This window comes from Streptomyces sp. D2-8, from assembly GCF_023184515.1.
GTDB lineage: Bacteria > Actinomycetota > Actinomycetes > Streptomycetales > Streptomycetaceae > Streptomyces.
This window is the reverse complement of sequence record NZ_JAAHBP010000001.1, coordinates 490,496-512,264: the sequence shown is the minus strand read 5'-3', so window position 1 is coordinate 512,264 and position 21,769 is coordinate 490,496. Positions and strand designations below refer to the sequence as shown.

Annotated in this window: 31 protein-coding genes; 2 read left to right on the top strand and 29 right to left on the bottom strand. The window is 66.7% G+C overall.

What is annotated here, in order from left to right:
• The first annotated feature begins 46 nt into the window (after positions 1-46).
• Entirely contained in the window at positions 47-1,216 is a 1,170-nt protein-coding gene (gene dndA, locus G3I77_RS02320; RefSeq protein WP_248500723.1) for a cysteine desulfurase DndA, read from the top strand.
• A gap of 4 nt (positions 1,217-1,220) precedes the next feature.
• Here the strand turns inward: dndA and G3I77_RS02315 are convergent, their stop codons facing one another.
• The 29 genes from G3I77_RS02315 to G3I77_RS02175 all read right to left on the bottom strand — a co-directional run bounded on the left by G3I77_RS02315 (position 1,221) and on the right by G3I77_RS02175 (position 20,617).
• Positions 1,221-2,660, bottom strand: a complete 1,440-nt coding sequence (locus G3I77_RS02315) for a DNA phosphorothioation-associated putative methyltransferase (RefSeq protein WP_248501440.1) — start codon at positions 2,658-2,660, stop codon at positions 1,221-1,223.
• Positions 2,661-2,878: 218 nt separating this feature from the next.
• Complete coding sequence (locus G3I77_RS02310) at positions 2,879-3,250, bottom strand: hypothetical protein (protein ID WP_248500722.1); 372 nt, start codon at positions 3,248-3,250, stop codon at positions 2,879-2,881.
• Positions 3,251-3,450: 200 nt separating this feature from the next.
• Positions 3,451-4,269, bottom strand: coding sequence for a hypothetical protein (locus G3I77_RS02305; RefSeq protein WP_248500721.1), 819 nt, complete (start codon positions 4,267-4,269; stop codon positions 3,451-3,453).
• A gap of 66 nt (positions 4,270-4,335) precedes the next feature.
• A complete protein-coding gene (locus G3I77_RS02300; RefSeq protein ID WP_248500720.1) occupies positions 4,336-4,524 on the bottom strand; it encodes a DUF4314 domain-containing protein in 189 nt (62 codons plus the stop codon).
• Between the two features lie 263 nt (positions 4,525-4,787).
• Entirely contained in the window at positions 4,788-5,849 is a 1,062-nt protein-coding gene (locus G3I77_RS02295; protein ID WP_248500719.1) for an SAM-dependent methyltransferase, read from the bottom strand.
• 78 nt (positions 5,850-5,927) lie between these two features.
• Entirely contained in the window at positions 5,928-6,524 is a 597-nt protein-coding gene (locus G3I77_RS02290; protein ID WP_248500718.1) for a hypothetical protein, read from the bottom strand.
• 15 nt (positions 6,525-6,539) lie between these two features.
• Positions 6,540-6,827: a hypothetical protein gene (locus G3I77_RS02285; RefSeq protein ID WP_248500717.1), complete on the bottom strand. Its 288-nt coding sequence runs from the start codon at positions 6,825-6,827 to the stop codon at positions 6,540-6,542.
• A 28-nt stretch (positions 6,828-6,855) separates the two neighbouring features.
• The gene (locus G3I77_RS02280) at positions 6,856-7,203 is read right to left on the bottom strand and encodes a hypothetical protein (RefSeq protein WP_248500716.1); all 348 of its coding nucleotides are present in this window, start codon (positions 7,201-7,203) and stop codon (positions 6,856-6,858) included.
• A 160-nt stretch (positions 7,204-7,363) separates the two neighbouring features.
• Positions 7,364-7,762 carry a hypothetical protein gene (locus G3I77_RS02275; RefSeq protein ID WP_248500715.1) on the bottom strand — a complete coding sequence of 133 codons (399 nt, stop codon included), beginning with the start codon at positions 7,760-7,762 and terminating at the stop codon, positions 7,364-7,366.
• Between the two features lie 74 nt (positions 7,763-7,836).
• The gene (locus G3I77_RS02270; protein ID WP_248500714.1) at positions 7,837-8,139 is read right to left on the bottom strand and encodes a hypothetical protein; all 303 of its coding nucleotides are present in this window, start codon (positions 8,137-8,139) and stop codon (positions 7,837-7,839) included.
• Between the two features lie 115 nt (positions 8,140-8,254).
• The gene (locus G3I77_RS02265; protein ID WP_248500713.1) at positions 8,255-8,938 is read right to left on the bottom strand and encodes a hypothetical protein; all 684 of its coding nucleotides are present in this window, start codon (positions 8,936-8,938) and stop codon (positions 8,255-8,257) included.
• On the bottom strand, positions 8,935-9,159 hold the full coding sequence (locus tag G3I77_RS02260) for a hypothetical protein (protein WP_248500712.1): 225 nt from the start codon (positions 9,157-9,159) through the stop codon (positions 8,935-8,937). The genes G3I77_RS02265 and G3I77_RS02260 overlap by 4 nt, the downstream gene beginning before the upstream one ends.
• Positions 9,156-9,503, bottom strand: coding sequence for a hypothetical protein (locus G3I77_RS02255; RefSeq protein WP_248500711.1), 348 nt, complete (start codon positions 9,501-9,503; stop codon positions 9,156-9,158). Before G3I77_RS02255 ends, G3I77_RS02260 begins: the two co-directional genes overlap by 4 nt.
• The gene (locus G3I77_RS02250; protein ID WP_248500710.1) at positions 9,500-10,201 is read right to left on the bottom strand and encodes a hypothetical protein; all 702 of its coding nucleotides are present in this window, start codon (positions 10,199-10,201) and stop codon (positions 9,500-9,502) included. The genes G3I77_RS02255 and G3I77_RS02250 overlap by 4 nt, the downstream gene beginning before the upstream one ends.
• A 19-nt stretch (positions 10,202-10,220) precedes the next feature.
• Entirely contained in the window at positions 10,221-10,673 is a 453-nt protein-coding gene (locus G3I77_RS02245) for a hypothetical protein (RefSeq protein ID WP_060904441.1), read from the bottom strand.
• Positions 10,670-12,175 (bottom strand): DNA cytosine methyltransferase, encoded by a 1,506-nt coding sequence (locus G3I77_RS02240; protein WP_248500709.1) that lies wholly within the window; start codon positions 12,173-12,175, stop codon positions 10,670-10,672. Before G3I77_RS02240 ends, G3I77_RS02245 begins: the two co-directional genes overlap by 4 nt.
• Before the next feature lie 69 nt (positions 12,176-12,244).
• A complete protein-coding gene (locus G3I77_RS02235) occupies positions 12,245-12,727 on the bottom strand; it encodes a hypothetical protein (RefSeq protein WP_248500708.1) in 483 nt (160 codons plus the stop codon).
• Between the two features lie 58 nt (positions 12,728-12,785).
• A complete protein-coding gene (locus tag G3I77_RS02230) occupies positions 12,786-12,941 on the bottom strand; it encodes a hypothetical protein (RefSeq protein WP_248500707.1) in 156 nt (51 codons plus the stop codon).
• The gene (locus G3I77_RS02225) at positions 12,938-13,156 is read right to left on the bottom strand and encodes a hypothetical protein (protein ID WP_248500706.1); all 219 of its coding nucleotides are present in this window, start codon (positions 13,154-13,156) and stop codon (positions 12,938-12,940) included. The genes G3I77_RS02230 and G3I77_RS02225 overlap by 4 nt, the downstream gene beginning before the upstream one ends.
• On the bottom strand, positions 13,156-13,806 hold the full coding sequence (locus G3I77_RS02220) for a hypothetical protein (RefSeq protein WP_248500705.1): 651 nt from the start codon (positions 13,804-13,806) through the stop codon (positions 13,156-13,158). Before G3I77_RS02220 ends, G3I77_RS02225 begins: the two co-directional genes overlap by 1 nt.
• Positions 13,807-13,890: 84 nt before the next feature.
• Positions 13,891-14,340, bottom strand: a complete 450-nt coding sequence (locus G3I77_RS02215) for a hypothetical protein (RefSeq protein ID WP_248500704.1) — start codon at positions 14,338-14,340, stop codon at positions 13,891-13,893.
• 104 nt (positions 14,341-14,444) lie between these two features.
• Positions 14,445-15,425 carry a helix-turn-helix domain-containing protein gene (locus G3I77_RS02210; protein ID WP_248500703.1) on the bottom strand — a complete coding sequence of 327 codons (981 nt, stop codon included), beginning with the start codon at positions 15,423-15,425 and terminating at the stop codon, positions 14,445-14,447.
• Positions 15,426-15,514: 89 nt separating this feature from the next.
• Entirely contained in the window at positions 15,515-16,396 is an 882-nt protein-coding gene (locus tag G3I77_RS02205; protein WP_248500702.1) for a PD-(D/E)XK nuclease family protein, read from the bottom strand.
• Positions 16,397-16,673: 277 nt separating this feature from the next.
• Positions 16,674-17,765 carry an AAA family ATPase gene (locus G3I77_RS02200; RefSeq protein ID WP_248500701.1) on the bottom strand — a complete coding sequence of 364 codons (1,092 nt, stop codon included), beginning with the start codon at positions 17,763-17,765 and terminating at the stop codon, positions 16,674-16,676.
• A gap of 23 nt (positions 17,766-17,788) precedes the next feature.
• The gene (locus G3I77_RS02195) at positions 17,789-18,133 is read right to left on the bottom strand and encodes a hypothetical protein (RefSeq protein WP_248500700.1); all 345 of its coding nucleotides are present in this window, start codon (positions 18,131-18,133) and stop codon (positions 17,789-17,791) included.
• Positions 18,134-18,351: 218 nt separating this feature from the next.
• Entirely contained in the window at positions 18,352-18,939 is a 588-nt protein-coding gene (locus G3I77_RS02190) for a hypothetical protein (RefSeq protein ID WP_248500699.1), read from the bottom strand.
• 180 nt (positions 18,940-19,119) lie between these two features.
• On the bottom strand, positions 19,120-19,374 hold the full coding sequence (locus G3I77_RS02185) for a hypothetical protein (RefSeq protein WP_248500698.1): 255 nt from the start codon (positions 19,372-19,374) through the stop codon (positions 19,120-19,122).
• 30 nt (positions 19,375-19,404) lie between these two features.
• Positions 19,405-20,253 carry a peptidoglycan-binding protein gene (locus G3I77_RS02180; RefSeq protein ID WP_248500697.1) on the bottom strand — a complete coding sequence of 283 codons (849 nt, stop codon included), beginning with the start codon at positions 20,251-20,253 and terminating at the stop codon, positions 19,405-19,407.
• Between the two features lie 40 nt (positions 20,254-20,293).
• Positions 20,294-20,617, bottom strand: a complete 324-nt coding sequence (locus G3I77_RS02175) for a hypothetical protein (RefSeq protein WP_248500696.1) — start codon at positions 20,615-20,617, stop codon at positions 20,294-20,296.
• Between the two features lie 126 nt (positions 20,618-20,743).
• Here G3I77_RS02175 and G3I77_RS02170 point away from each other — a divergent pair, with 126 nt between their 5' ends.
• Entirely contained in the window at positions 20,744-21,754 is a 1,011-nt protein-coding gene (locus G3I77_RS02170; protein WP_248500695.1) for an EcsC family protein, read from the top strand.
• Positions 21,755-21,769 lie beyond the last annotated feature (15 nt).

Sequence of the window (21,769 nt, the reverse complement as noted above, 5' to 3'; positions counted from 1 at the left end):
GTAACGCTATCGTACGTCAGGTAAAAGACGTACAGGACGTGCTGGATTGACGCTCAAAGGTGTGGTGGGGCTAGTGGTGACGTATCTCGATGCTGCGGCTACGACGCGCGTGGACCCACGCGTGGCCGATGTGGTGATGCACTGGATGACCGAGGACTTCGGGAACGCCGGCTCTCGGACGCACGAGTACGGGACCCGCGCGAAGCGTGCGGTGCAGCAGGCACGCGAGTACCTCGCCAGCACCGTCGGCGCCGAATCCGATGAGTTGATCTTCACTAGCGGTGCCACTGAGAGCAACAACATCGCCTTGCTCGGCCTTGCTCCCCACGGAGAGCAGAGTGATCGACGCCACATCATTACCTCGGCGATCGAGCACAAGGCAGTGATCGAGCCCCTAGAGCACTTGCAGACTCGCGGCTTCGAAGTGGACTTCATCAAGCCCGGCTCATCCGGCAGGGTCTCCGTCGAGGCAGTGTTGGAGCGGCTACGCCCGGACACACTCCTCGTCTCCCTGATGCACGTAAACAATGAGACGGGTGTCATCCAGCCCGTGGCTGAGCTCGCTGGACATCTGCGAGAGACGCCGACGTACCTGCACGTCGATGCCGCGCAGGGATATGGGAAGGTTCCTGAGGATCTGAGTGCCCCAATCGACATGATCAGCATCAGCGGCCACAAGGTTGGCGCTCCGAAGGGTGTTGGGATGCTCGTCACCCGCCGGCGGCGCTGGGACAGGCTCCCGCTGCAGCCGATCATGTTTGGTGGCGGTCAGGAGCGAAAGCTACGCCCGGGGACATTGCCAGTACCGCTGATCATGGGGCTGGCTGAGGCGGCGAAGATCTTCCAAAAGGAACACAAGCAGTGGAGCAGGAGCGCGGCGGAACTTCGGTCCCGACTCTTGAACGCACTGACTAAGACTCGATTCCAGATCAACGGCGACCAGGACCACGCCGTCCCGCACATCCTCAACCTGTCCTTCGACGGTGTGGACGCCGAGGCACTCATCGTCCGCCTCAAGCAACACGTCGCCGTCGCGACGGGTTCTGCGTGCACGAGCGCCTCGTACACCCCCAGTCACGTGCTCACCGCCATGGGCTTGCCCGAGGACGCCGCAGAGAACGGGCTCCGTCTGTCCTGGTTCCCGAGCCAGGCCGCGGATCTTGATGTTGAGGAGTTGGCGGAGATGATCGCGGAGATGCAGCCCGACTCCGCGTGATCGCTCAGCCCGTGGTACGGCGCACCAGTCGATGTCCGCGAAGGGCCCGATCGCAGCGAATGAGCTCGGCCTCCCAGCCGTTCTCTGTGCCGATGAGGTGAGGGTGCTCGTACAGACCTGCCCTCACCTCTGCTGCCGTCAGCCGCTGGTACTTCTCGGTGTCCGGGTCGTCCGGGGCCAGGAACTCATGCTTGCGGTGCAATAGCGGCCGGTTCTGGGAGTCGGCGTACGACGTATGGGCGGTCTCCAGCGTCTTGAGATCCACCTGATAGGACGTCAGGATCCGTGGGTGCGGGTCCCTGTCGAAGTCGGGGTAGTCCAGCCAGCTCACCGCCCTCCCCTGGTGACGCAGCTTAGCCACGGTCCACTCCTGGGGCCGGCCTGCCGCAATCGAAGCACAGTGCTCGTACAGGCGCAGAACCGTAGGCATGCGATCAACGGCACGCTGGTGCACGTACAGGGCAGTCGGGGTAAGTTTCCCAACGGTCGAGGAGTTCATGGCTCCGCGGACGTACGTGTCATCGCGCAGCTTGAGGAGCAGCCGGTCGGACCTCTGGCACGCCTCCTTGTAGGAGGAAAAGAATGCGCGCACATCGAGCTGAACGCTGAGCGGAAGGCTGTTGAAAGGGCCGCGGCCGTTGAAGAGCTCGACGGCTAGGAAGAGCAGGGTGTTGAGCGTGGATCGCTTGGCCCCCTCTTCGACCTTGGCCTGATCGGCAGAGTCCCGAACCAGGCGACTCAGATCGCTCGGGCGTAGGTGGCTGAGGAGTTGGGCCATCGGTTGGGGCACTTCTTCCATGCGGGGCATGCGTCCGCGGCGTTCCGCATGATCGACGACGGCGGCGATCGCCGAGGTTGTGTCTTCGGAGGCAAGCCACTGGGCGTCCGGGACGATCCGCTGAGCGAGGTAGCTCAGCCGGGCGGTCTCGTCCTTGAAGGCGTAAACGACGCCTGGGGCGGCCGAGACGGTCCGTACGCCTGTGACCACCTCGACGTAGTTGCGTAGTTCGCTCGCTTTGAAAAGGTGTTGGAAGGTCTGCCGGCTGGTGAGGAGTCCGTCACCGAAGGCCTCGCCCTTGACCTTCGACTTCTCCCACGTCAACCGTGCTGAGGCAACGAGCACGGTAGTCGCCAGATCCCATGCCCTCTTCAGCGTCTTTCGGCGCTCGTGAGGGTCTTCGATGACATTAAGTACGTAGGTGAGAAGGACAACTTCCGCAGGCTCCAGCTGCCCGTCGGGTTGGAAGAACGGGTCCCAACCGACGGCTTGGCAGTCCAGTTGCTTCAGTGCGCGTACGTCGTCGCCCCGGCCGCAGCCATAATCCAGAACGCTGCGCCCCGGGACGACTTGGCTGTCGATGACGGCCTGTCGGGCGGGCACGGAGAGGCCCGCGCGGCTAATCGCGGTCAGCCTGCGATCGCTGCTCCATGTCCGCTGCACCATGATCACGCCCTCACACAACCGAACGACAAGCGGAGGGTAGCGGCGGATACTCCTCGCGAAGGCACGAAGGGAAGACGCCGACCGGACTGATTGGGCTCTGCGCCCCATGGCCTACCACGAAAACGTCTCCGTCCAATGTTGTCGATCACGGTCCGTGTCTCGCTTTCGACATGCCCGGGACGGCTGCTGTGGCGGCCGTCCCGGGTGCCAATCCGAAACTAGTGCCGGTTGCAGACCCAGGTCTTTGGCTCTCCCTGGGTGACGAGGTCGAGGGCCGTCGTAGTGTCCGTGCCGCACAGCTGGCACGTGACCTGGACGGTGCGTGGCATGCTCACGGGCTCAACGGGCTCGTCGACGTGCAGCGTGAACTGGGTCGTCTCGTCGGTCGGAATGATGATCAGTCGTGAGCCGAGTTCCGGATGGGGCGCAATGGTCTCAATCTTCAGGTGCTCGTTGGGGTTCTCTGGGAGTGCGAAGACGTCACCTCGGCGGAGGCGAGCTGCTATGACCAGGGACGGCAGGCTGACGGTGACGAGGAAGCCGTTGGACTGACGGGGGTTGGGCATCGGCGGGTTTGAGGCGGCGCTCATGGCTGAACTTTCATGTCTGGTGTGGAGCCCACAAGGCGGCTGAATTGCGGCGGCCTCGGAGGCGAGGTTTCGTGGACCTTGCCGGCGTCGTGGAGCAAGTCGGCCACTGCGCACTGGGCATCGATGGCCACTGCCTCTTGAGCTCATAGCGGATGGCGCTCGGGGAAGGGCGCGACGTATGGCCGCGCCCCTCGATCGAGTCAGGACGTTGACTCGGTGGCGGTGGCCGTCGTGCGGCGCTTCGGGTTTCGCTTGCGGGGACGACGGCTGGTGGCGGGGTTCGGCTCAGAAACGGGCTGGTCAGTCGTGTCGTTGCCGTTGCTGGTGCCGTCGGACGTTGATTCTGGGGCGGCTTCGGGCTCGGTGTCCGGTTCGGGGCTCGGAACCTCCTCGAATGCCTGCTTCAGCAGCGCCGACTCCTCAGCCGCCACCTCTTCACCGCCCCCATCCGGCTCCACGTAGGCGTTCGAGTCAGCATCGGCGTTGGGCTCGACACCGTCCTGCGGGGGCGGCTCGACCTCGGCCTCGTGGTCATGGCCGTGGTCATCGACGACCGACGGGGCTTCCCGTTCGGCGGTCGCCGCGGCAAGGGCGTTGTCGAAGAGGTCTATCCACGGCCGGTGGCCGACGTAGCGGGGTTTGCACTCGAAGGCAGGGAGAAGGGCGTCTTCGAGGGTGCTCAGGATGATGTGTTCGGGGTTCTCATCGGTCTCGGTAACGAGGGTGGTCGACTGGTTGTAGCGGTGCCCCTCAGGAAGGCGCGCGGCGACCTGCGCTTCGTAGACGGCTCGCTCGGCAAGGGTGGCGTCGTCGGGAAGCGGGGGTGCGGCGCTGCCGGTGATCCAGAGCTGGACGGTGGTTCCGCCGAAGATGGGGCGGAAGCTGATGCCTCGTCCGTCGCTGTAGACGAGGTGGGCTGCGCCGTCGGCGGGCGCTGCGGTGTCGACCGCCCAGTCGCCGCCGAGGCTTTGGGCGAGGTTGGCCGCGGCTTCTCGGACTGCGGCGTCGGTAATGAGCATGTGTCGTTCTCCAAGAGGTCTGCGGGTGAAGCGGGGCCCGCCCCTGCCGGGGCGGGCCCGGTGTGGCTACGCGGGACGTACTTCGTCGCCGTCGTCGAGGAGCATCGAGAGGGTGGAGCCGCTGTCCCAGGTCACGGAGAGGATGGAGAGGTTGGCGTCGAACCGGTGGACGGTGCCTTCGTCGCCGGGCTTGAGTTCGGTGTGCGAGTCGGTGGTGTGTACGAGGGCGATGCGGTCGCCCTTCTTGTAGGTCATCTGCGCTCCAGTCGTGGTGTTGTGGAAGTCGTGGTCGGCCGACCGCTAGGCGTCGTGGTCGCACGCCTCGGTGGGGCAGGCTCCGCAGTCGAAGCAGTGGTCGCAGCCGCAGGCGTCGCAACCCAGTTCCTGGCACCGGACGTCGTGACTGCGGCAGTACGGGAATGTGAACGGTGGCTCTTCCATGACTCCCCTCCCCTTCTGGTTCTATTCTATATGCATTCAGGGGGGGGTTCAAGATCGACTAAGACAGTTTTCGCAGGTCAGGCCGCTACATCGCGCATCAGAGCTTCGACCTTCTGGATCGCCGCGAGGAAGACGGCCTGCGAGTGCAGTCGATCGCGCCGTTCCAGGGACTCCAATGCCTCCCGGGCAGCCCTGGCGGGCACGTTGCCTTCGTGCAGGGTGTCGCCGCACCCGATGAGTACGTGCGGGCCGAGGTCCCAGAGGATCGCGTTGACGGCGGCACCCGCCGCCGCGAGGGGATCGATGTCCGTCAGCGACCATCCGAACTGGTGCGGGTCGATGCCGCGTTCACGCATGACCTGTACGGCGGCGCGGTACATGCCACCGGTCCCGCCCGCGGGCTCGTCGAACTTCATGCCGGGCTCAAGCGGCATGTCGTCGAGCAGCATCCTGGCCATCAGGTAGGCGACGTCCGGCGGCGTGTGTATCTCCGCGAGTGCATCGTGAGCGCCCTCGGAGCGCATGACGGCAAGTAGGGTTCCGATCACGTCGGTGGTGGAGCGGAGATCGGGGTCACCGCTTGCGGTCAGGTGCAGCAGCCCGTTGGTGAGCGCGGCCTCAACGACGGCTCGTACGGCGGTGGCTCGCCGAGCATCGGGCTTCTCGTCGTCGACCCACTTGTGGAGAGGTGTGGCTCGGTCGATGAGGTCGGGTCGCATGATCCACATGCGGGCCCAGCACTCGCGAAAGGCGGCCAGCAGCTCGGTGTCGTCGAGGCTGAGCCACCAGTCGGCGGCGAGGTAGGCGTCCGGGCCGCGCAGGGGCCACAGTGCGAGCGCAGCGACCGCACCGATGGGGATTTCGATGCTGCTCCCCCCGTGCGCGTGGTGCCAGGCGTAGCTGACGGCTTCCGCGATCTCGAACGCGTGCGCGTGCGGGTTGCTCTGCGCCGGGCGGTAGTGACCCAGCTTGGGCTTGACGACCGCCAGGGAAGGGCGAGGCCTGGCAGCGGGCATGGTCACGGGCGCGGGGGCCGGCGGTAGGTCGGTGAGGTACTCGCGGGTCGGCGCGGCAGGGGCGGGCGGCGCGGGTGGCTGGTCTGGCTCATCAGGGACGGCGAACAAGTCGAGTTGGCTCATGCTGGTCCTCCTGGCTCGTAGGTCTGCGTGCGGCGTCATGTGTCGGCCTGCGGGGGTGCAGGCCGACACGCGTCGCCGTCAGGGGGCGTGCTGGATGCGGCGCAGCAGGACGGCGGCTTCCTCGGCGCGTCCGGCGTCGACGAGCGCGGCGTGCTGAAGCAGTTCCGTCAGGTCCTCTGCGGTGAGCTGTGCGAGGACGTCAGTGAGACTGAGGTGCCGCATGCCTGCGGAGCGGTAGGGGTAGCCGGTCGCGATGGTGAAGACCAGTCCAGGTATGAGCCGGTCGGTGTGCTCGTCGGCGAGGCCGAGTTGGCGGCCAACGCGGTGGATGGCGTCCGGGTCGCCGAGGATGGCGTTCGCCGGTACGGCCTGGTGGGCGCGCCTGGCGGTCTCCATCTCCCGGTCGAGATAGGCAGTCCAGGTGAGGCTGGCGTCGGCGTCCCGGCCAGCGGCCGTCAAGGTGGCGGCGATGAGCAGGGCCTTGAATCTGTCGCTTTTCAGCGCGAGGCCGAGGTATTCGGCGGGCGTGATGCCGGCGTTGGTGATCGCGGGGTGGTGGGCCTGGGCGCGGAAGAGGCCGAGGGCGGCGCGCAGCGCGCGAGCGGCGGCGTCCGGGTGAACACCCAGTTCCTCGGCGACGCGGACGGACACGGTGTGCAGAGTGGTCGTACTCATGTGGTCTCCAGGGCTCTAGTCGGTGGGCTGGTTGAGGGAGGCGAGGTAGGCGTCTGCAGCCGCCAGCCGTGTCGGGCTGTTGACGAGTTCTTCCGACCAGACCCGCAGAGCGATGTCGCCTGCCACGTCCTCGTCGGGTGCGGTGACGACGTAGGCGGCCTGGCCGGATGCCTCCAGTTCGGCGCACCGTTTGTCATGGGCGGCGTCGTCCTCGGGAGGGGTCTCGACGGCAACGACGTCTATCTGTGCGGGGTTCGGCTCCCGGTAGATGACCCACCACTGCCGTGCGGATGGACTGGTCATAGGTCTCCTTGATGCTCAGGGGCGGGCGTCAGACCTGGGGGTCTGGCGCGGAGTAGTGGGTGAGAAGTTCCGCGATCTCTCGGCCGATGTGGTCCATGAGCGTGCGGATGTGCTTCCTGTCGCCGCGCAGATAGAGGGCGAGGTCGAGAACTTCGGAAGCGGCGGCGTAGGTGAGCAACTCCCGGTACTGCTCGACGGTGAGGGGTTCGAGGTCGTCCGGGCGCAGCGCCCAGGAAGCGACCACCGCGCTGTCGGCGAGGCGCGTGGCGGCGCTGAGCGTGGCGGTGTCGGGCGCGCGGGAGAGAAGGATGAGGAACATCGCAGCGAAGTGGTGGTCCGGCGTGTGGATGACCGGTACCGAGGGGCGAGCGGGCACGGATGCCTCCTTGAGGATGAAGGGACCCCCGGATGCTTCTTTTCTATATGCATCCAGGGGATATTGCGGCCCTGCTGCGAGCGAGCACGGAGGGGTCAGTCCGGACTGATGCCGACCACGAGCGCCGCACCGTTGACGGAGCGGCCACCCTGTCCGACGGCTACCACCGAAGGGGGCCGATCTCGCGAGGAGGGAGGCCGCGGGGATTGGCGGGGAGAGCGACGGCGATGTCGCGCTCATCGGTCAACGGGTGGACGAAGTAGTAGCCGGGCGGGTGCGTGCGCAGGTCCGCGAGCCGAGCGAGGAGGCACAGATCGGTGGTGAGCTTGCCCCAGATCGGGTCCGGCTGTTTTTGCAGGTCGAACCGGAGAAGGAGTCGCCCGTCGTCGCCGTGCAGACTCCATAGGGCATAGCTGAGGTCGTCGCGGGTGGCGACGAGAGTCCTGATGCGTGGCTCGATCGCTACCGCCGTCACGGCCATGCGCCTCAGTACGGCGCGAGCGAGGTTGCGGGTGGCCTCACACACCCGCCGGTCCGCGAGCGGGCAGGGGTCTTGCACTTCACGTGCCTCCTTGACACAAGGCCGCCCGGCGGCCGGGATGCGATGGTCGCCGGACGGAGTCGTTGACGGCGTCAGCCGACGGGGATGGGACGGTTCTGCAGATCCAGGAAGATGCAGGTGGCTGCGGCGGTGGGCCTGTAGTCGGCCACGATTTGACCGCCCTCGTCCCAGGTGAGGAGTTGGACCAGGACGTCGAGCAGCGGTTCGGGGAGCATCTGCCGCCAGTTGTCATAGTCGGTCCCGGGGAACCACTCCTTGCAGGTCCGCCGGAGGGATTCCGCGATGGCCTCGGCCAGCCGGTCCGCCTGGGCGGGGCTGATCTGCTCGACGCTCAGGCGCTGGCGGATGCGGTCGGGACTGAAGGGGTCTGTCACGGTCTCTCCTGACGGTTCAAGAAGGGGACCACTCCCCCTTCTTTCTGGTTCTATTCTATATGCATTCGGGAGGGGGGCAAGATTTCCGGTGGATTTTCTTGATCACCGGAGGGCTTTATTTCCGCAGGTCAGCTGCCATGTCTGCAGGGATGAGGTCGCGTATGTGCAGGACGAGCCGCGCGCCCTCGACCACGTGCCCCATGCGCATGTCCGGGCCGACGACGCGCGTGTGGTCGTCGTCGTCCAGGACGCCTTGGTCCACCAGCCCGTCAACGCACGCCTTGAAGCTGGGGTACCAGTTGGCCGGGTCTCTCCTCTGCCCGTCCTCGGGGTGCAGGACGCCGATGATGTGGACCCGTTCCAGGTGTGGCACTGCGCGTGAGGCGGCCCAGGCCGCGCGCCGCAGCACCCTGGTGATCTCCGCGCGTTTGTGGTGGTGGAGCCGCTGGTTGGCGTTCAGGAGCGTCAACCGGGGCGGCAGCGCGACCCTGAACTGGCGGCCGGGCATTCCCTCGAACCAGTCCGGTTCCTCCTCGCCCGGAACTCCGACCGGGGGAACTGCTGTGGGCGGTGCCAACTCTGTTGCGTCGGGGGCGTATCCGCTCCGACGTGGCACGCCGGCGTTGGTGAAGGCCGACGCGTGCAAGGCGGAGATCAGCATGAGGCGGCGCCTGCGGCCAGTCGCGGCGTCTGCGACCAGGGCGCGCATGTCCCCCGGCTTGTACTGCTCGATCCGTATGCGGATGCTGTCCCGCGGGTCGCAGGCCACGAAGATCCGTCCCGGCTTGATATGGGTCACCTGCGGCCCCGGTCGAAGAGATCCGACAGAGCTTTCGCCGCCACCGCCGCCGGCCACGCGACGATGACCACCGCGAGGTACAAGGCGACGGCGGCCGGCCGCAGTTGGCACACCAGTCGCAGGGTCGGGTCGTGGGCGAGCAGCTTCCGGGAGGCGCCCGCCAGGACCACGGCTCCCGCTGCCCACGCGAGGAGGACAAGCAGGGCGAGCGCGCTGGTCACGACTTCACCTTTCTGGTGTCGACGTGAACCCAGACGGTACGAAGGACGCGGGCTCGGGCCAGGCGCAGGGAGAGGGAAGCGGCACGGCCGTTCTGGTGCGCGGGGAAGCCCGCGCAGATGGCGGGGGCATCCGTGCCGAGCGTGGCGTGGCAGACGATGTGCCCCTCCTCGGCGATGGCGTTGGCGATCATCTCTGCCACGCGCCCCTCTTCCAAGCGCATCAGGTTGCCCGGCCGGAAGATGCACGTGCCGCATCGCCCCGCGCAGATCCGGACGCTCCATGTCGCCGGGTCGGCAACGTCGTAGCGCAGACCGTCGGACGAGTAGGTGGCAGAGCTGGTCATCGATCAGCCCCCGGAGTGGCGGCGCGCACTGCCTCACCCGTCGCCGCCAGCAGCATCTCCAGGCAGTGGGAGAACAGTTCGGGGTCCGGCGCGGTGAAAGCGGCCCCGTAGAGGGCGAGCGTGGTCGCGGTGTCCCCGTTGGCGAACGCGGTGATGAAGCGTGCTGCGAAGAGGTGTGGCTGCGGGACGATGTCCTCGGGACGGCTGCCGTCGGAAGTCAGAATGATCCAGTACGCCGTGTCGGCATCGAGTCCCTGCATCTTCGCCAAGGCTGCCTTCGCGATAACTGCGAGTCCCGTCGCGACTCCGTACATCAGCGAGGGCGTCCCGTTCCGTGCGAGGTCCGCCAGGATCTCCTGGGCCTCGTCGTGGCGGCCTTCCGTCCAGTGGACGACCGCCTCGACGAGGCGCTCGCTGAGCATCGGGGGCGTCACTGGGTCGCCCCCGTTCGTCGGCATGACTGGCGCGGACCAGGTTCCGGACTGGCCCGGGACCTCTCTCCAGCCGTTCACCGCGTCCTGGGTTCGGGCGTCGGGTCGGATCATGTAACCGTGCTCGATCAGCCGGTGCCCGGCGCTGGCCGGGCGGAAGCTGTCCCAGTCGAAGACGAGGTCCACCAAGTCGTCGTGGTCCTCGGCCAGAACTCGAATCCGGTAGCCGTCCGGCGTTCCGGTGCATATTGCGGTCAGGTGCTTCACTGCGATTCCTCTCGGTTGGTCAGGGAGCGTCTGGGAGTTCGAGCTGCTGCGCGGCCTGCTCCTCCGCGTCCAGTGGGTTCGGTCCGGGGCGGTAGTGGGGCAGGCACCGGGGGCACTGCTGCTCTACCGCCCGGCGGTGAGCGCGCGATCCGGCGGCCGTGCCGCACGATTTGCGGATGACCGGGACTGGCAGCTCGCTGGGGTCGGCGTCGGGCAGCTCGTGGATGATCACGCCGTTGAGCCAGATCCGGCCGCCGCAGATGCCGGTGAACAGGCTTTTGGCTGGGAGGACTTGCCGGATGCAGGCGGCCCGGAAGGGGCATCCTCCGCAGACGTAGAGAACGGGTTCGCAGATGGCGACCAGTTCGACGCCGTTCTTCCATCTGTCGTCGGCAACGGCGAAGTCCTCGTCGCCGAAGCATGGGGCGTGGGAGGTGACGTGGGTGCCGATCAGGGTTCGTGATCCGGTCACAGGATGGGCTCCAATCGCTGGCCTATCCACCGGGCGACATTGACCGAGACCGCGTTGCCTGCCTGCGCGGTCTGCTCGGCCTGGTTGCCGTAGACGACGTACTTCTTGGGGAACCGCTGCCCTTCGAGCTGTTCGCGGGGCTTGAGCATCCGGAAGTAGCAGTCGTTGATGTCCGGGGCGTTTTGCACCAAGGCGGCTGAGTCGCGGGTGGAGAGGGTGTGGACGGGTTCGGCGGCCGTCTTCACCGCGGCCTTGCGGTACGGCACGACGAGGGTGTTGCGCGCATGCTCGGGGGTGGTGCCGGCGTGCGTGACGAGGCCGTGGTGGTTGCCCTGAGCGGTGACGACACTGAGCGGGTCGCTCACGGGGCTGGCGGTGGCGTGGTTGCGGTACTCGATGATGAACGGGTCCATCGTCAGCAGGGCTTCGCTCTCGCGGGTGGTGCGAGTACGCATCGGCACGTCGAGGGGGACGGCGTCGGTGTTCCACGAGCCGCCGGTCGGCACCAGGAGCGCGTCTCCCTGCTTCACCGTCCGGGCGGGCATCGGCCGGTCCTCGACGGCGTACGCCCTGTCCCCGCCGTCCTTGCCGTGGGTGAGCGAGATCGAGTACGGGCGCCAGGGGAACTTGCGGCGCCCTGCGCGGATTCGGTCCATGGTGGTATCGGCGAGCGGTTTCTTGCGGTCGCCGATGCGCTTCCCGAGGTCGCTGAAGTCGATGATGTCGCTGGCCGGGCGAACGTACGGCTCGACCATGGCGTGGCGGCAACGGGTGTTGGGGCAGCGATAGATGTAGTCGCGCCGGTACTTACCGATACGCAGGCCATCGGTCTTGGTCCACGACTGGACGGCGTGCACGTCTTCACCGCAGTCGACACAGGGAGCGAGCGGCCTGGGCTCCAGGTCGGGCTTGCGCATGGTCTTGAGGGTGAAGACCACGTACATCCGGTCACGCCACTGCGGGGCGCGCAGGTTGACGTCATCACCAACGTGGGCGCTGCTGACGCACACGATCTGGTACTGGTATCCGAGCAATTCCATGGCTTGGAGCCAGGTCGCGAACAGGATCCAGTCCAGGCCGAATTCGACGACGTTCTCTACGACGATGGCCTTGAACCGCTTCGCTTCAGCGGCTCGCACCACGCACCACGCGGTAACCCGGGTCGCCTCGAAGGCGTCCTTGGTCAGGGACTCCCACTCGTCGCGTTCTTCTTCGAGCAGGTCGAGGAGATCAAGTTGGTTGGCTTCCCGGGGCTTGCCGCCCGCGGGGCTGATCTCGGTGCAGATGACGGATGCCCACAGTCCATCGGCCTTGGGCAGCATGCGCATGGGGAAGCCGTCGCTGAGCGTCATGACGGCGTGCTCACAGTTGGGATGGTTGGCGGCGTGCGTCTCGATTGCGAGCCGCCAGTGGTTGATGCCGAGCAACAGCTCGTGCCCGGCTTCGACAAGTCCGGTGCTACTGCCGCCCGCGCCACACAAAAGGTCAATCCAGGTGGCCATGCTGGTAGTTGTTCTCCAAGAGGTCTTGCGTGCCCGGCCCCGCTACGCGGGGCCGGGCGACGGCCGAGATCAGTGAGTGCGGAGACCGCCGTGCGCCTGCGCGTGGCGCAGGAAGGAGATCCAGATCCCCCATGTCGGGTCACCCACGGGCATCTCTGCGATGGCCACGCCCGGGTGGGCGTCATAGGTGGCGAGGGCGACGCTGATCTCGGCGACCGTCACGAGGAAGCCGTCGTTCGAGTCGATCTTGTACCTGGGTATGCCGGTCGGTACCGTCTCGGAAGCGTTCTTGACAGCCTGGTAGGCGGTCCGAAATGCGGCGACGCGGTTCGCCGTGCTCTCGTCGTACTTGGTGCCGGGCCGGAGATCCACGCCCGCCAGCCCGTAGGCGGACAGCTCCGGGTAGGACGGGACGGGCAGCTCGACGAGCATTCCGAAGTTCTTCATCGCGTCGAGGGTGCGCGGCAGTGCGGTGAAGGCGAACCGGAAGCAGTTCCCGCTCGCTTCGGCTCTTTTGCCGTCAGAGGTCTGGATGTAGATGTCGTGTCCCACGGGACGTTCTCCAAGAGGTCTGCGGCTGCCCGGCCCGGAGTCGGGCCGGGCAGCGCGATCAGCGGTGGGCGGCGTGGCGGCGGTGGACTTCGCCGTAGGTCATGCGGCGCGGGGCCCGGCTGCGGGCCTCCCAGCGGCGCTCTTCGATAACGATCGCGGTGAGGCCGGCACCGACGCCGAGGGCGAGCACGAGCAGCGCGTACAGGACGGTCATCGCGCCACCACCTCGTAGCGGGCCGGGCAGGGCTGAAGGAGCTGCATGCACGCGACGAACACCCCGTGGGCGTCGTTGGTCGCGAGTCCGTTGTCCAACGCGGCCTGGGCCCGGGCGCGTTCGGCGTCGTCCTGCGGGTGGGTGATGATGCAGGTGCAGCGGCGCTTGCTGGTCTCCTCCGCCGGATTCGGCGGGGCCGCTTCGGTGTCCGCCATCAGACGATCACCTGTCCGGCGGACGCGAGGTAGATGGTGGCGACCTCGTCGTTCAGCTCCCACACGGTGAGCGGCCAGTCCGTGCCGCCTTGCGCGTGGACGCACGTCCAGCCCTGCTCCGCCATGGCGCGCACGGCGTTGCCGTACTCCTTGATGGCCGCGTCGTTGTCAGCGAGGGGGCCATGGAGCAGCTTGGACAGCGGCTGGCGCTGCGCTGTCACGCCCTGAAATCGGACGGAGACCAGGTGGGTGACGCGTGGCGCGAGGCGTCGCTCGGTGACGAAGGCCGTGATGGCCTGGATGAGCGGGACGACGTTGTTGCCGTGCTCCGACTGCTCTCCGCTGTCGGTGGAGTCGTAGAACACCTCGTCGATGTTCGGGTTGTCGTCGTGGAGGCGCTTGACCTGGAAGCCTCCGAGCGCGGCCGGGTCCATGGGCAGGTCCTCGACCGAGGAGATCCACAGGTACGAGCCGTCGGTGAGCTCGGCGGTGATGGCGAACATGTTCCCGGACTCGACGTTGGTCACGAGCGGGATGCGGCGCAGCGCGGTGATGACCGGCTCGTACGCGCCCCACAGGGCCAGCCACAGCGGGTCTTCGGTGTTGTTGTGTACGGGCATCGGGGCCAGCGGCGCCAGGTCGTTGCTCACAGTTCCTTCTCCAAGAGGTCGTGTGCCAGCCAACAGTACAGAGTTGGGATCTATCTCAGCCCAAATTGATGAACGTGAACGCGCTCACCACAGGCGGGTGACGAACACCAAGCGCGGGGCCTTGCGCCGTTCCTCTCGCGCCTGGCGGCCGAGGGCGGTCGAAGCCTCCAGCTCATCGGCACGCTGGATGGCGACATCGGCGATGTCCAGCGCCTGGTGGGCGAGGTCACGGGCCTGCATAAGCGCCCGGTGATTCTCACGGTGGTCGAGGTGGATCTCGGCGCCGCCGATGTCGTCGAGGAGTTCGCCGACGACCTCGTCCCGCACCAGCTTGGCGCGCCCGAGCCCGCCGAGGTGGCGCTCACAGTCGAGCACATCCTTGAGGTCGGCGATCTGGATGAGCATGTCGCCGACACCCTTGGGGTCTTGGCGGTAGAGGTCGGCGAGTCCGTGGATCTGCTCACGGGCGGCAGCGCCGCTGTCGAGCACGAGCGCGCCCTTGTGGCAGCGGCGAAGGATGGGCAGGTAGTTCATGTCGTCCTTCCGATCAAGAGGGGGCTCCTCCCCCTCTTTCTGGTTCTACTCTATATGCATTGTCAGGGATGTCCATATTTCTGGTGCAACTTTCTTTCGGGTGCCTAAGTTTTTCGCTGACTGTCGCCCTTCCGTGCTCGTACGGCCTCGCGCACAGCTCTGCGCGCCTCTTCGGTCGCTTCCGGGTGCTCCTCGACCCGTCGGCGGCGCCTGGCGGCGTCCTCGTGCCACTCATCCCAGAAGCGCCCGTGCTCCCGATGTTCCTCGTCCTTGGCCTCCTCCTGCTCCCTCCGGCGCCCTGCACGCGGGTTGGTGCCGCACCCACGACAGGAGGCGGCAGGGCGCCCCCGGTGCTTCGTGCAGCCCCTTGGCGGCTGCCCGCGCTCCAGGGCGGAGCTGTCTGATGGAGCGGATGCGGGCTCCCCTGCGGCGTCAGCCGTGGGGGTAAGGGGGGAAGGAAGGACAGAGGAAGAACCAGGAAAGGAAGGGGTTCCACCTCTGGAACCCAGTGGGTTCCCCCCGTGAGACTCACCGGGTTCCACGGATGGAACCCGGCTGTCCTGCCCGTCCGGGTTCCCCCCGTGGAACCCTGCCTCCTCGCCTGGGTTCCCCGCGTGGAACCCAGCTTCGACCTGCGGCGATTCGGCCTTCTCTTGGCGAGCGGCCTCGCGGTCTTCGACGTCCTGATAGGTCATCGCAGGCTTTGCGGGGGCCGAACGCGCGACTCCGGAGCGGGCCTTGTTGGCGTTCTTCGGAGCAGCCTTGCGAGCCTCCAGGCGCTCCTTGAGCTCGGGCGTGGTCGGTGTGGGCGGTACCCCGAGGGGGAAGACCCGGTAGACCGCCGCGCGGCCCGCCTTGCCGGTCTGCACGCGCTCGACAAGCCCTTTGGCTATCAGCTCCGTGACGATGGTGATGGCGCGTTTGTCGGTCACGCCGACCCATGCCGCGAGACGGGTGAGGCCGGGGCGTGCGAGGCGCGTCTCGTCGTCGGCACTGTCCGCGATCTTCATGAGGGCGAGTTTCTGGCTCTGGCTGAGCACGTCAGGCGGCAAGTAGGCCGCAGCAATCATCAGTTGGATGGACACGGTTCCCCTTGGGCGGTACAGGCACGGCGGCAGGACGGGGTGCCCCGCCCGGTCGCTCCCGGGCGGGGCTGAGACTCATCGGAGTCGGGTCAGGCCGGCGCGATGTTGATGACCGCGCGCGTCTTCTTGCCGGTCTTCCGCCGGGGGATCGCCAGTCCTGCGTCCTTGAGGTTCTTGACCATGCGGTTGACGTCCGGCGTCATCGGGACCGGGATTCCGGCGACCTCATGCAGGTCGACCATCGCCTCCACGTCGTCCCTCTCCTCGTCGTTGCCTCCGCGCCAGGACAGCTTGTTGGGGCCGTAGATCCCCTCGGGGGATTGGTCGAGCTTCTTGCGTGCGAACTTCTTGACCCTGTCGCCCTCGCTGGCGAGTTCGTGTCCCTTCACGTAGTCGATGAGCGCCTGTTCGCGGTCGGCGTCGTTGCGGATGAGAGCGGTCTGCTCGGGCACGCCCGGCGCTGTCCCGGGCCAGCACAGGGAGCGGAACGGGCAGTAGTCGCAGATGGCGTCCAGACCGGGGCCGTTGAAGTCGCGGGGCATCTCCTCGGGGTCGCCGGTCTCGCGCACGCGTTCCACCCACCACTGGGCCTCCGCTGCGCGCTGCGGGTCGAAGTCGATCTCCTGGACGTGCTCCGCGCCGGAGTCCCGGTTGATGAACCGAAAGCGAATACGGCCGATGTCCAGTGGCCCCAGGCGGGACAGGTACCGCTGGCCGGGAACGTCCTCGAACCCGACCTCGAACAGCGCGCCCGCGTACAGCTGGACCTGCCGCAGCTCGGCGGCCGTGGCACCGTAGCGAAGAACGCGGTCCCACAGATACGTGGACTTGGTCTTCACGTCCTCCACGGTGAGGACGTCGGCGGGTATCGCTGGCCGGTGACGAGCGGGCAGGCGAGCGGCGGTAGCCGCGTCGAGCTGCACGATGTCGACATGCCCTCGGATCAGGTCGTCCTGGACACTGCGTTCCACCAACCATCTGTACTCCGTGCGCGCGGACTCAAGCAGCCCGTGGTGAATGAACGTTCCGAGGATCGCCGCTCGCTTGTCGGGGTGATCAGTCGGTGTGGTGCCGTGCAGGATGTAGGCCGCGCGTCGGCCGCACACGGTGTCGGACGCGCCGAGCTGTGTCTGACGAGAGCGGGGACGACGGGCGTCCACGTCGTGTGCGGCATCCCAGATAGAAGGCGCGATGCCGTCAACTGTGGCTACGGTCATGGGGAGGTCTCCAAGAGGTCAGCGTTGGCGGTCACTGCTCGGCGTCCGCGTCCTGCTCGTCGGCCTTGCGCTGGGCGGCGGCACGGAGCTTGTCGGCGTCGGACAGTGGGCCCTCCCCCATCTCCCGCCGGGGGCTGTCGAGTTCGGCGGCGCGCTGCTCGGCGGCGGCCCGGATGGTGAGGATTTCGTCGTGGCTCAGGCGGTTCACCGGATCTGGGACGGCCCGCCACAGCGCCTCAAGGAGCCTCTTGTCCGTCAGGCCGGCGATGCGGGCGAGCCAGGGCTGTACGAGATCGCCGACGAGCGCGGGCATGATGCGCGGCTGGGACTCGACGGAGCAGCCCAGCTTGTTGAAGACCAGGTCCTCGATGCTGAAGTCCCGCAGCGGCAGCGGCTTGTTCTTCTCGACACGCATCCGCAGTGATCGGACCTTGATGACCTGCGGGTCGGCATTGCGCTTCATGCGCACCCAGCACGACGAGTCGAAGCCAAGGTCTTTCTGGGCCGAGACCTTCCACTCGCTCTTGTTGTGGATCGGCTGGCCGTTGTCGTCCGTGGCGCTGACCTGCTTGCCGCGGGCCAGCACGATGGCGATGCCGGGCAGTGTGCGCAGCAGGTAGATGATCCTGTTCCACCGCTCCGTGGCGTCGTTCCAGAGGTTCCGGCCGATGTCGAACGCGGCGTCCGGGTCCTCCTGGAGCAGCGCACGGTTCTTGCGTGTCCGGCGACCGCGTTCGTAGGTCCAGTTGGTGAGCATCCGCCACAGCGCGGATCCCGAGTCGATAGTCAGGACGACCGGGGGCTCTCCGGCCGCCGCCGCGCGCCTGGCCTCGGCGTGCACGGCCTCAACCTGTTCGAGAATGTCGCGGTAGGTGCCGTCGTGCTCGATGATCAGATAGTTGGCGCCCTCGATGGCCGCGTACTCGTCGGCCGATCCCTCGTCGAGATCGATCCAGTACATCTGGCCGATGCGGTCGCTGCTGGAGAATTGTGCGGCCGAGTAGGTCTTGCCCGCGCCCTCTTCGCCCTCGATGAGGAGGAGGGGCCAGGGGACGATCCCCGTCGGCTTGCGTGTTTTCAGTTGGACTGCGGGCGGCTTTGCGGTGCCCGCCGGTGCGTTCACGATCTGGCTCCAAGAGGTCGTGGTCAGTCCGTGCGCAGGGCCCGGACTTCGAAGAGGGCTGACCACTCCGGGTGTTCGGCCAGCAGGAGCCGTACGTACCGGGAGCGGTAGTCGTTGTTCAGCGCGAACTCGTCGCCTCGGGTCGCCGCGCCGTACTGGTAGCGCAGGAGCTCGAAGAGCATCCCGATGCCGATGCGGCCGAACCCCTTCTCCGCACAGTCGGCGGTCATCCGGATCAGCGCCCTGAGAACCCAGGGGTTGAGCGCATGGAACGCCTCGAATCGCTGCTGGATGGTCAGGCTGCGGACATCGGCGGGGTGGCGAACGGGCTGGATGGTGCCGAACAACGGCGGCTGTTCGATCAGCAAGGCTCCCCTCTCAGAGATAGACCCAACACGCTGAAGTGTTGGAATCTATCCCTGGACAGGGGGATTGTCGATCGACAACACCGCCGACCACCCCCGGCGGCCCCCTGGATCGCTGCACGATCCCCCCCTTGAACGAATGAAGCGCACCCCTTTGGATGTGCTTCCATTCTATATGCATTCAGGAGTTAGATCAAGGCATTCAAGCCTCTGACCTGGACCTATTCGGCGGTCTTGTTCGCCGCCTTACCTCGCGGCACGATCCTGGATCCGGGCCCGTCGTAACTGCCGTCACGCAGGGCCGCCAAGACTTCCTCGTCGATCACCCAGTCCACTCCACGCGCACCCGCCTGTAGCGCGGGGGCGTCTGCGACTACCGGTCCCAGGAGCCAGATCGGTGATCCGGACAGGGTGTAGTCAGCGGGCCGGAACCGGCCTGTACTCATGGCCTTCCGCAGGAGCGCGCCGGACGGGAGTCGGAACAGGGCCACCAGCTCGGCCTGACCTACCAGCGGGGGCAGTTGTTCAACGTCCCTCACCCAGTAGCCCGGGTCCTGCTCCTTGACCAGCCGCTCAAGCACCGTCTGATTGAGGTGCTTCGGACGGGGGGTCGTCTCTCCGAAGCCCTTTACGAACTGGAGGAGCCAGTACGGCGACCCGCTGATGATCTTGGCGTAGCGGTAGTCGAGGGTGTGATCCCGGCTGATCCACTGGCTGACCTGGAGTGGCCTCACGTCGTACAGCGCGGCGAACTCGACCCTGCCGGCCAGGTACGGCTTCCTTCCCGCCGGCGCCTTGTCCTCTGCCACTCCATCGCCTCCAGCTCACGTCACGTCTGCATATAGATTGTAACCAACGTGGAAGCAGAGTCCGACCCCGCCAAAGAGGCGATAGGGTGGAGTCTCCAAGAGGTCGAAGACCCCCGTCGCGAGACGGGGGTCTTCTTCCATACTGGGCTCTCTGGCCGCTCGACGTCACCTCATCGTCGGTCAGGTACGCGGCAGGGTGAGCGACGTGTTCTCGTACTTCGGCGGACGGGCGTAGCCGAGCAGCCAGCCGAACCGAGGCGACAGATGCTCCTCGGCGAGCCGGAAGACGCCGTAGTAGGAGAAGGTAGCGACCGGGGTCAGGACTCCCGTGACGGTCGCGGCGTCGAGATCGAGTCCATGTCGGAGGGCCACCGCGACGAGCCAGCCGACCGCGGCCGGGACTCCCGTACGCAGCAGCGAGGCGTAGAGATTCATGGGGATGTGCTCCTTGAGCTGGTCAGGGGGTCAGGCGAAGAGACGGCGCCAGGTCTCCGGGCCGGGGTAGCCGTCGGCGTCGGAGCCGCTCCACTTCTGGGCGTGCTGGAAGTCGACGACGTTGAGGCGGTCCGCCTCACCCCAGTCGCGGGACGGGCCGACGCGGTAGTGCTTGCCGTAGCCCTTGCGCACGAGCTGCTGACCCAGCAGAAGGATCGAGGCGTTCGACTTGCCGGGCCCGAAGGCGCTTCGGCCGGGGAACGCCGGCGGGCCCGGCTTGGGCGATGTCGGCGTGCTGGTCGGCCACTTCGGCATAGGGCCCGGGTCGGTGTGCGTGTTCTCGGGCGTTTGGCCGTGGCCGTAGTGCCCGCCCTCCGTCTCCCAGGTGTGCTCGCTGCGGTTCGCCTTCCAGGTCGGGGCGCCCATCGGCCAGACGTCCGGCACTCCCCAACTCCGGGCCCAGGCCAAAATCTTGCCGAGACCCTTGGCCGGGGTGTCCCGGACGGTCGCGTACGACTTCCCGTTCACGCGGCAGTACGGGAAGAACAGCGTCTCAACTTGGAGACACACCTTCCCCGTGCGGTTGGTCCGGGTGCCACCGGTGGTGTCGACGACCGACTTGGACCGGCTGTTCGCCGGATAGAACTGGGCGGTCCTGCCCGTGAAGGGATCCCAGAGCAGATGCGGCGCGACTCCCTTGCCGCCGCCGGTGAAGTACTGCACGAGCTTGTCGAAAGCCACGAGATCGGCAGGGTTGGCCGCCGTGGCGTTCTTGTCCCATGTGATGTGCCAGATGACCCGTGGGTCGTACTGCGTGTCGGTGGGTGCGGTGTCGCTGAGCGGGTGCCGCTCGGCTCCAGGTAGCCAGAGATCAGGCATGGCGCGTTCCTAGTTCTCCCCCGCGCCTGCTGTTCTGAGCCTACAGTCCGAGCTTGCCGGTCACGATCGCGACGATCACTCCCACCACCACGGGGGCGGCCAAGGCAGTGAGGGCCAACCGTCTTACGCTGCGGGCCTCTTGACGCTCCGTCTCACGCTCTCGCTTCATGGTCGTGACGTCGTCCTCGACGGCCTTGATCCTGAGTTCGTCCGCGCGCCGATCGGCCTCGTACTGGACCTGTGTCACCATCTCGGCGAGCCTCGCGCCGAGTGCGGCGAAGTCAGCGCGCAGGTCGTCACGCATCTGCTGCATGGTCCGAAGCAGTTCCCATGGTGTGGGGTCCTGGCCCTGCGGCTCGGTCACGGCGTTTTCCTCCATCGGGGCCCCGCGCCGGCACCTCATGCTACGGGACCTCGGCGTTCCTCGGCCTCTGCGCTACACCTCGGTGAACTCCGCCTGAGGCTCTGATGTTGTACTAGTCTCAAACCCGTGACGAGCCTGTCGATCTCGCCGTACGAGTCGCGCCGATGGCGCGAACTCAACGCGCACTGGGGCAAGAAGGCGAAGCGCCGTGAGTTGGTGCCGCCCAAGGCCCGTGCCGCCTTGGACGCAGCTGGCGAGAAGACGAAGGGGCTTGCTGTCCGCGCCGGTACTGCCGTTGCTGAGGCTACGCCGGAGCCCCTCAAGGAGTTCGGCACGAAGGCCGCCGGCGCGGCCCTTGCGCCAACGGTCCACGGAATCGTGCGAACGATAGACCTCGTCAACGACTGGGTCGTCGAGCTCACTGACCCGCAGAAGGTGATTGATTTCCATCGCCGAAAGGGCCGGGATGTCGCATCGCTGGCGGACCTTCGCGAGCTCGACCTTGCCGATCTAGACGAGGTCGTGAGGCGGCTTGTGTTGCAGTGGCGGTCCTTCGGCGCGGCAGAGGGAGCTGCTTTGGGTGCCTTGGCGATGGTTCCCTTCGCCGGAGGAGCGGTGGCGATTGCCACCGATCTACTGGTGATGCAGATCTTGATGAACGCGATTGTGACCAGGGTCTGTTATGCCTACGGATTCGATGCCAAGGCCCCTGAACTCCAACACGTCGTTCGCCGGATGGTCACCCGATCCTTCGGTGAGCAGGTCCCAAAGGCCGCGACAGCGCGAAGTGCCAATCTCGCTGCTGCTGCGGCGAAGGGTCGGAAGAACTGGAGCAAGAAGCTTCGCAACGACCATCGGATCCTCGCTGCGCTAGAGAAACTGATGAAGCAGTGGAACGGCGTACCCCACGTGTCCGTGGGCAAAGCCGCCAAAGGTCTCCCCGTCGTTGCCCTCGTGGCCTCAACTGGCACCAACGCCTACGTGATCGGGGATGTTGCGAAGCAAGCGCGCCTATACGCGCAGACGCTCTACCTCTCAGAGAAATACGACCTCCCATTGCCCCCGAACCTCAAGAACTTCGCCGACTTGGATGAGCCCGGCGACGACGAGGGCGAAGCGTCGTTGGGAATCAGCTGAGACAACGTACGGTCA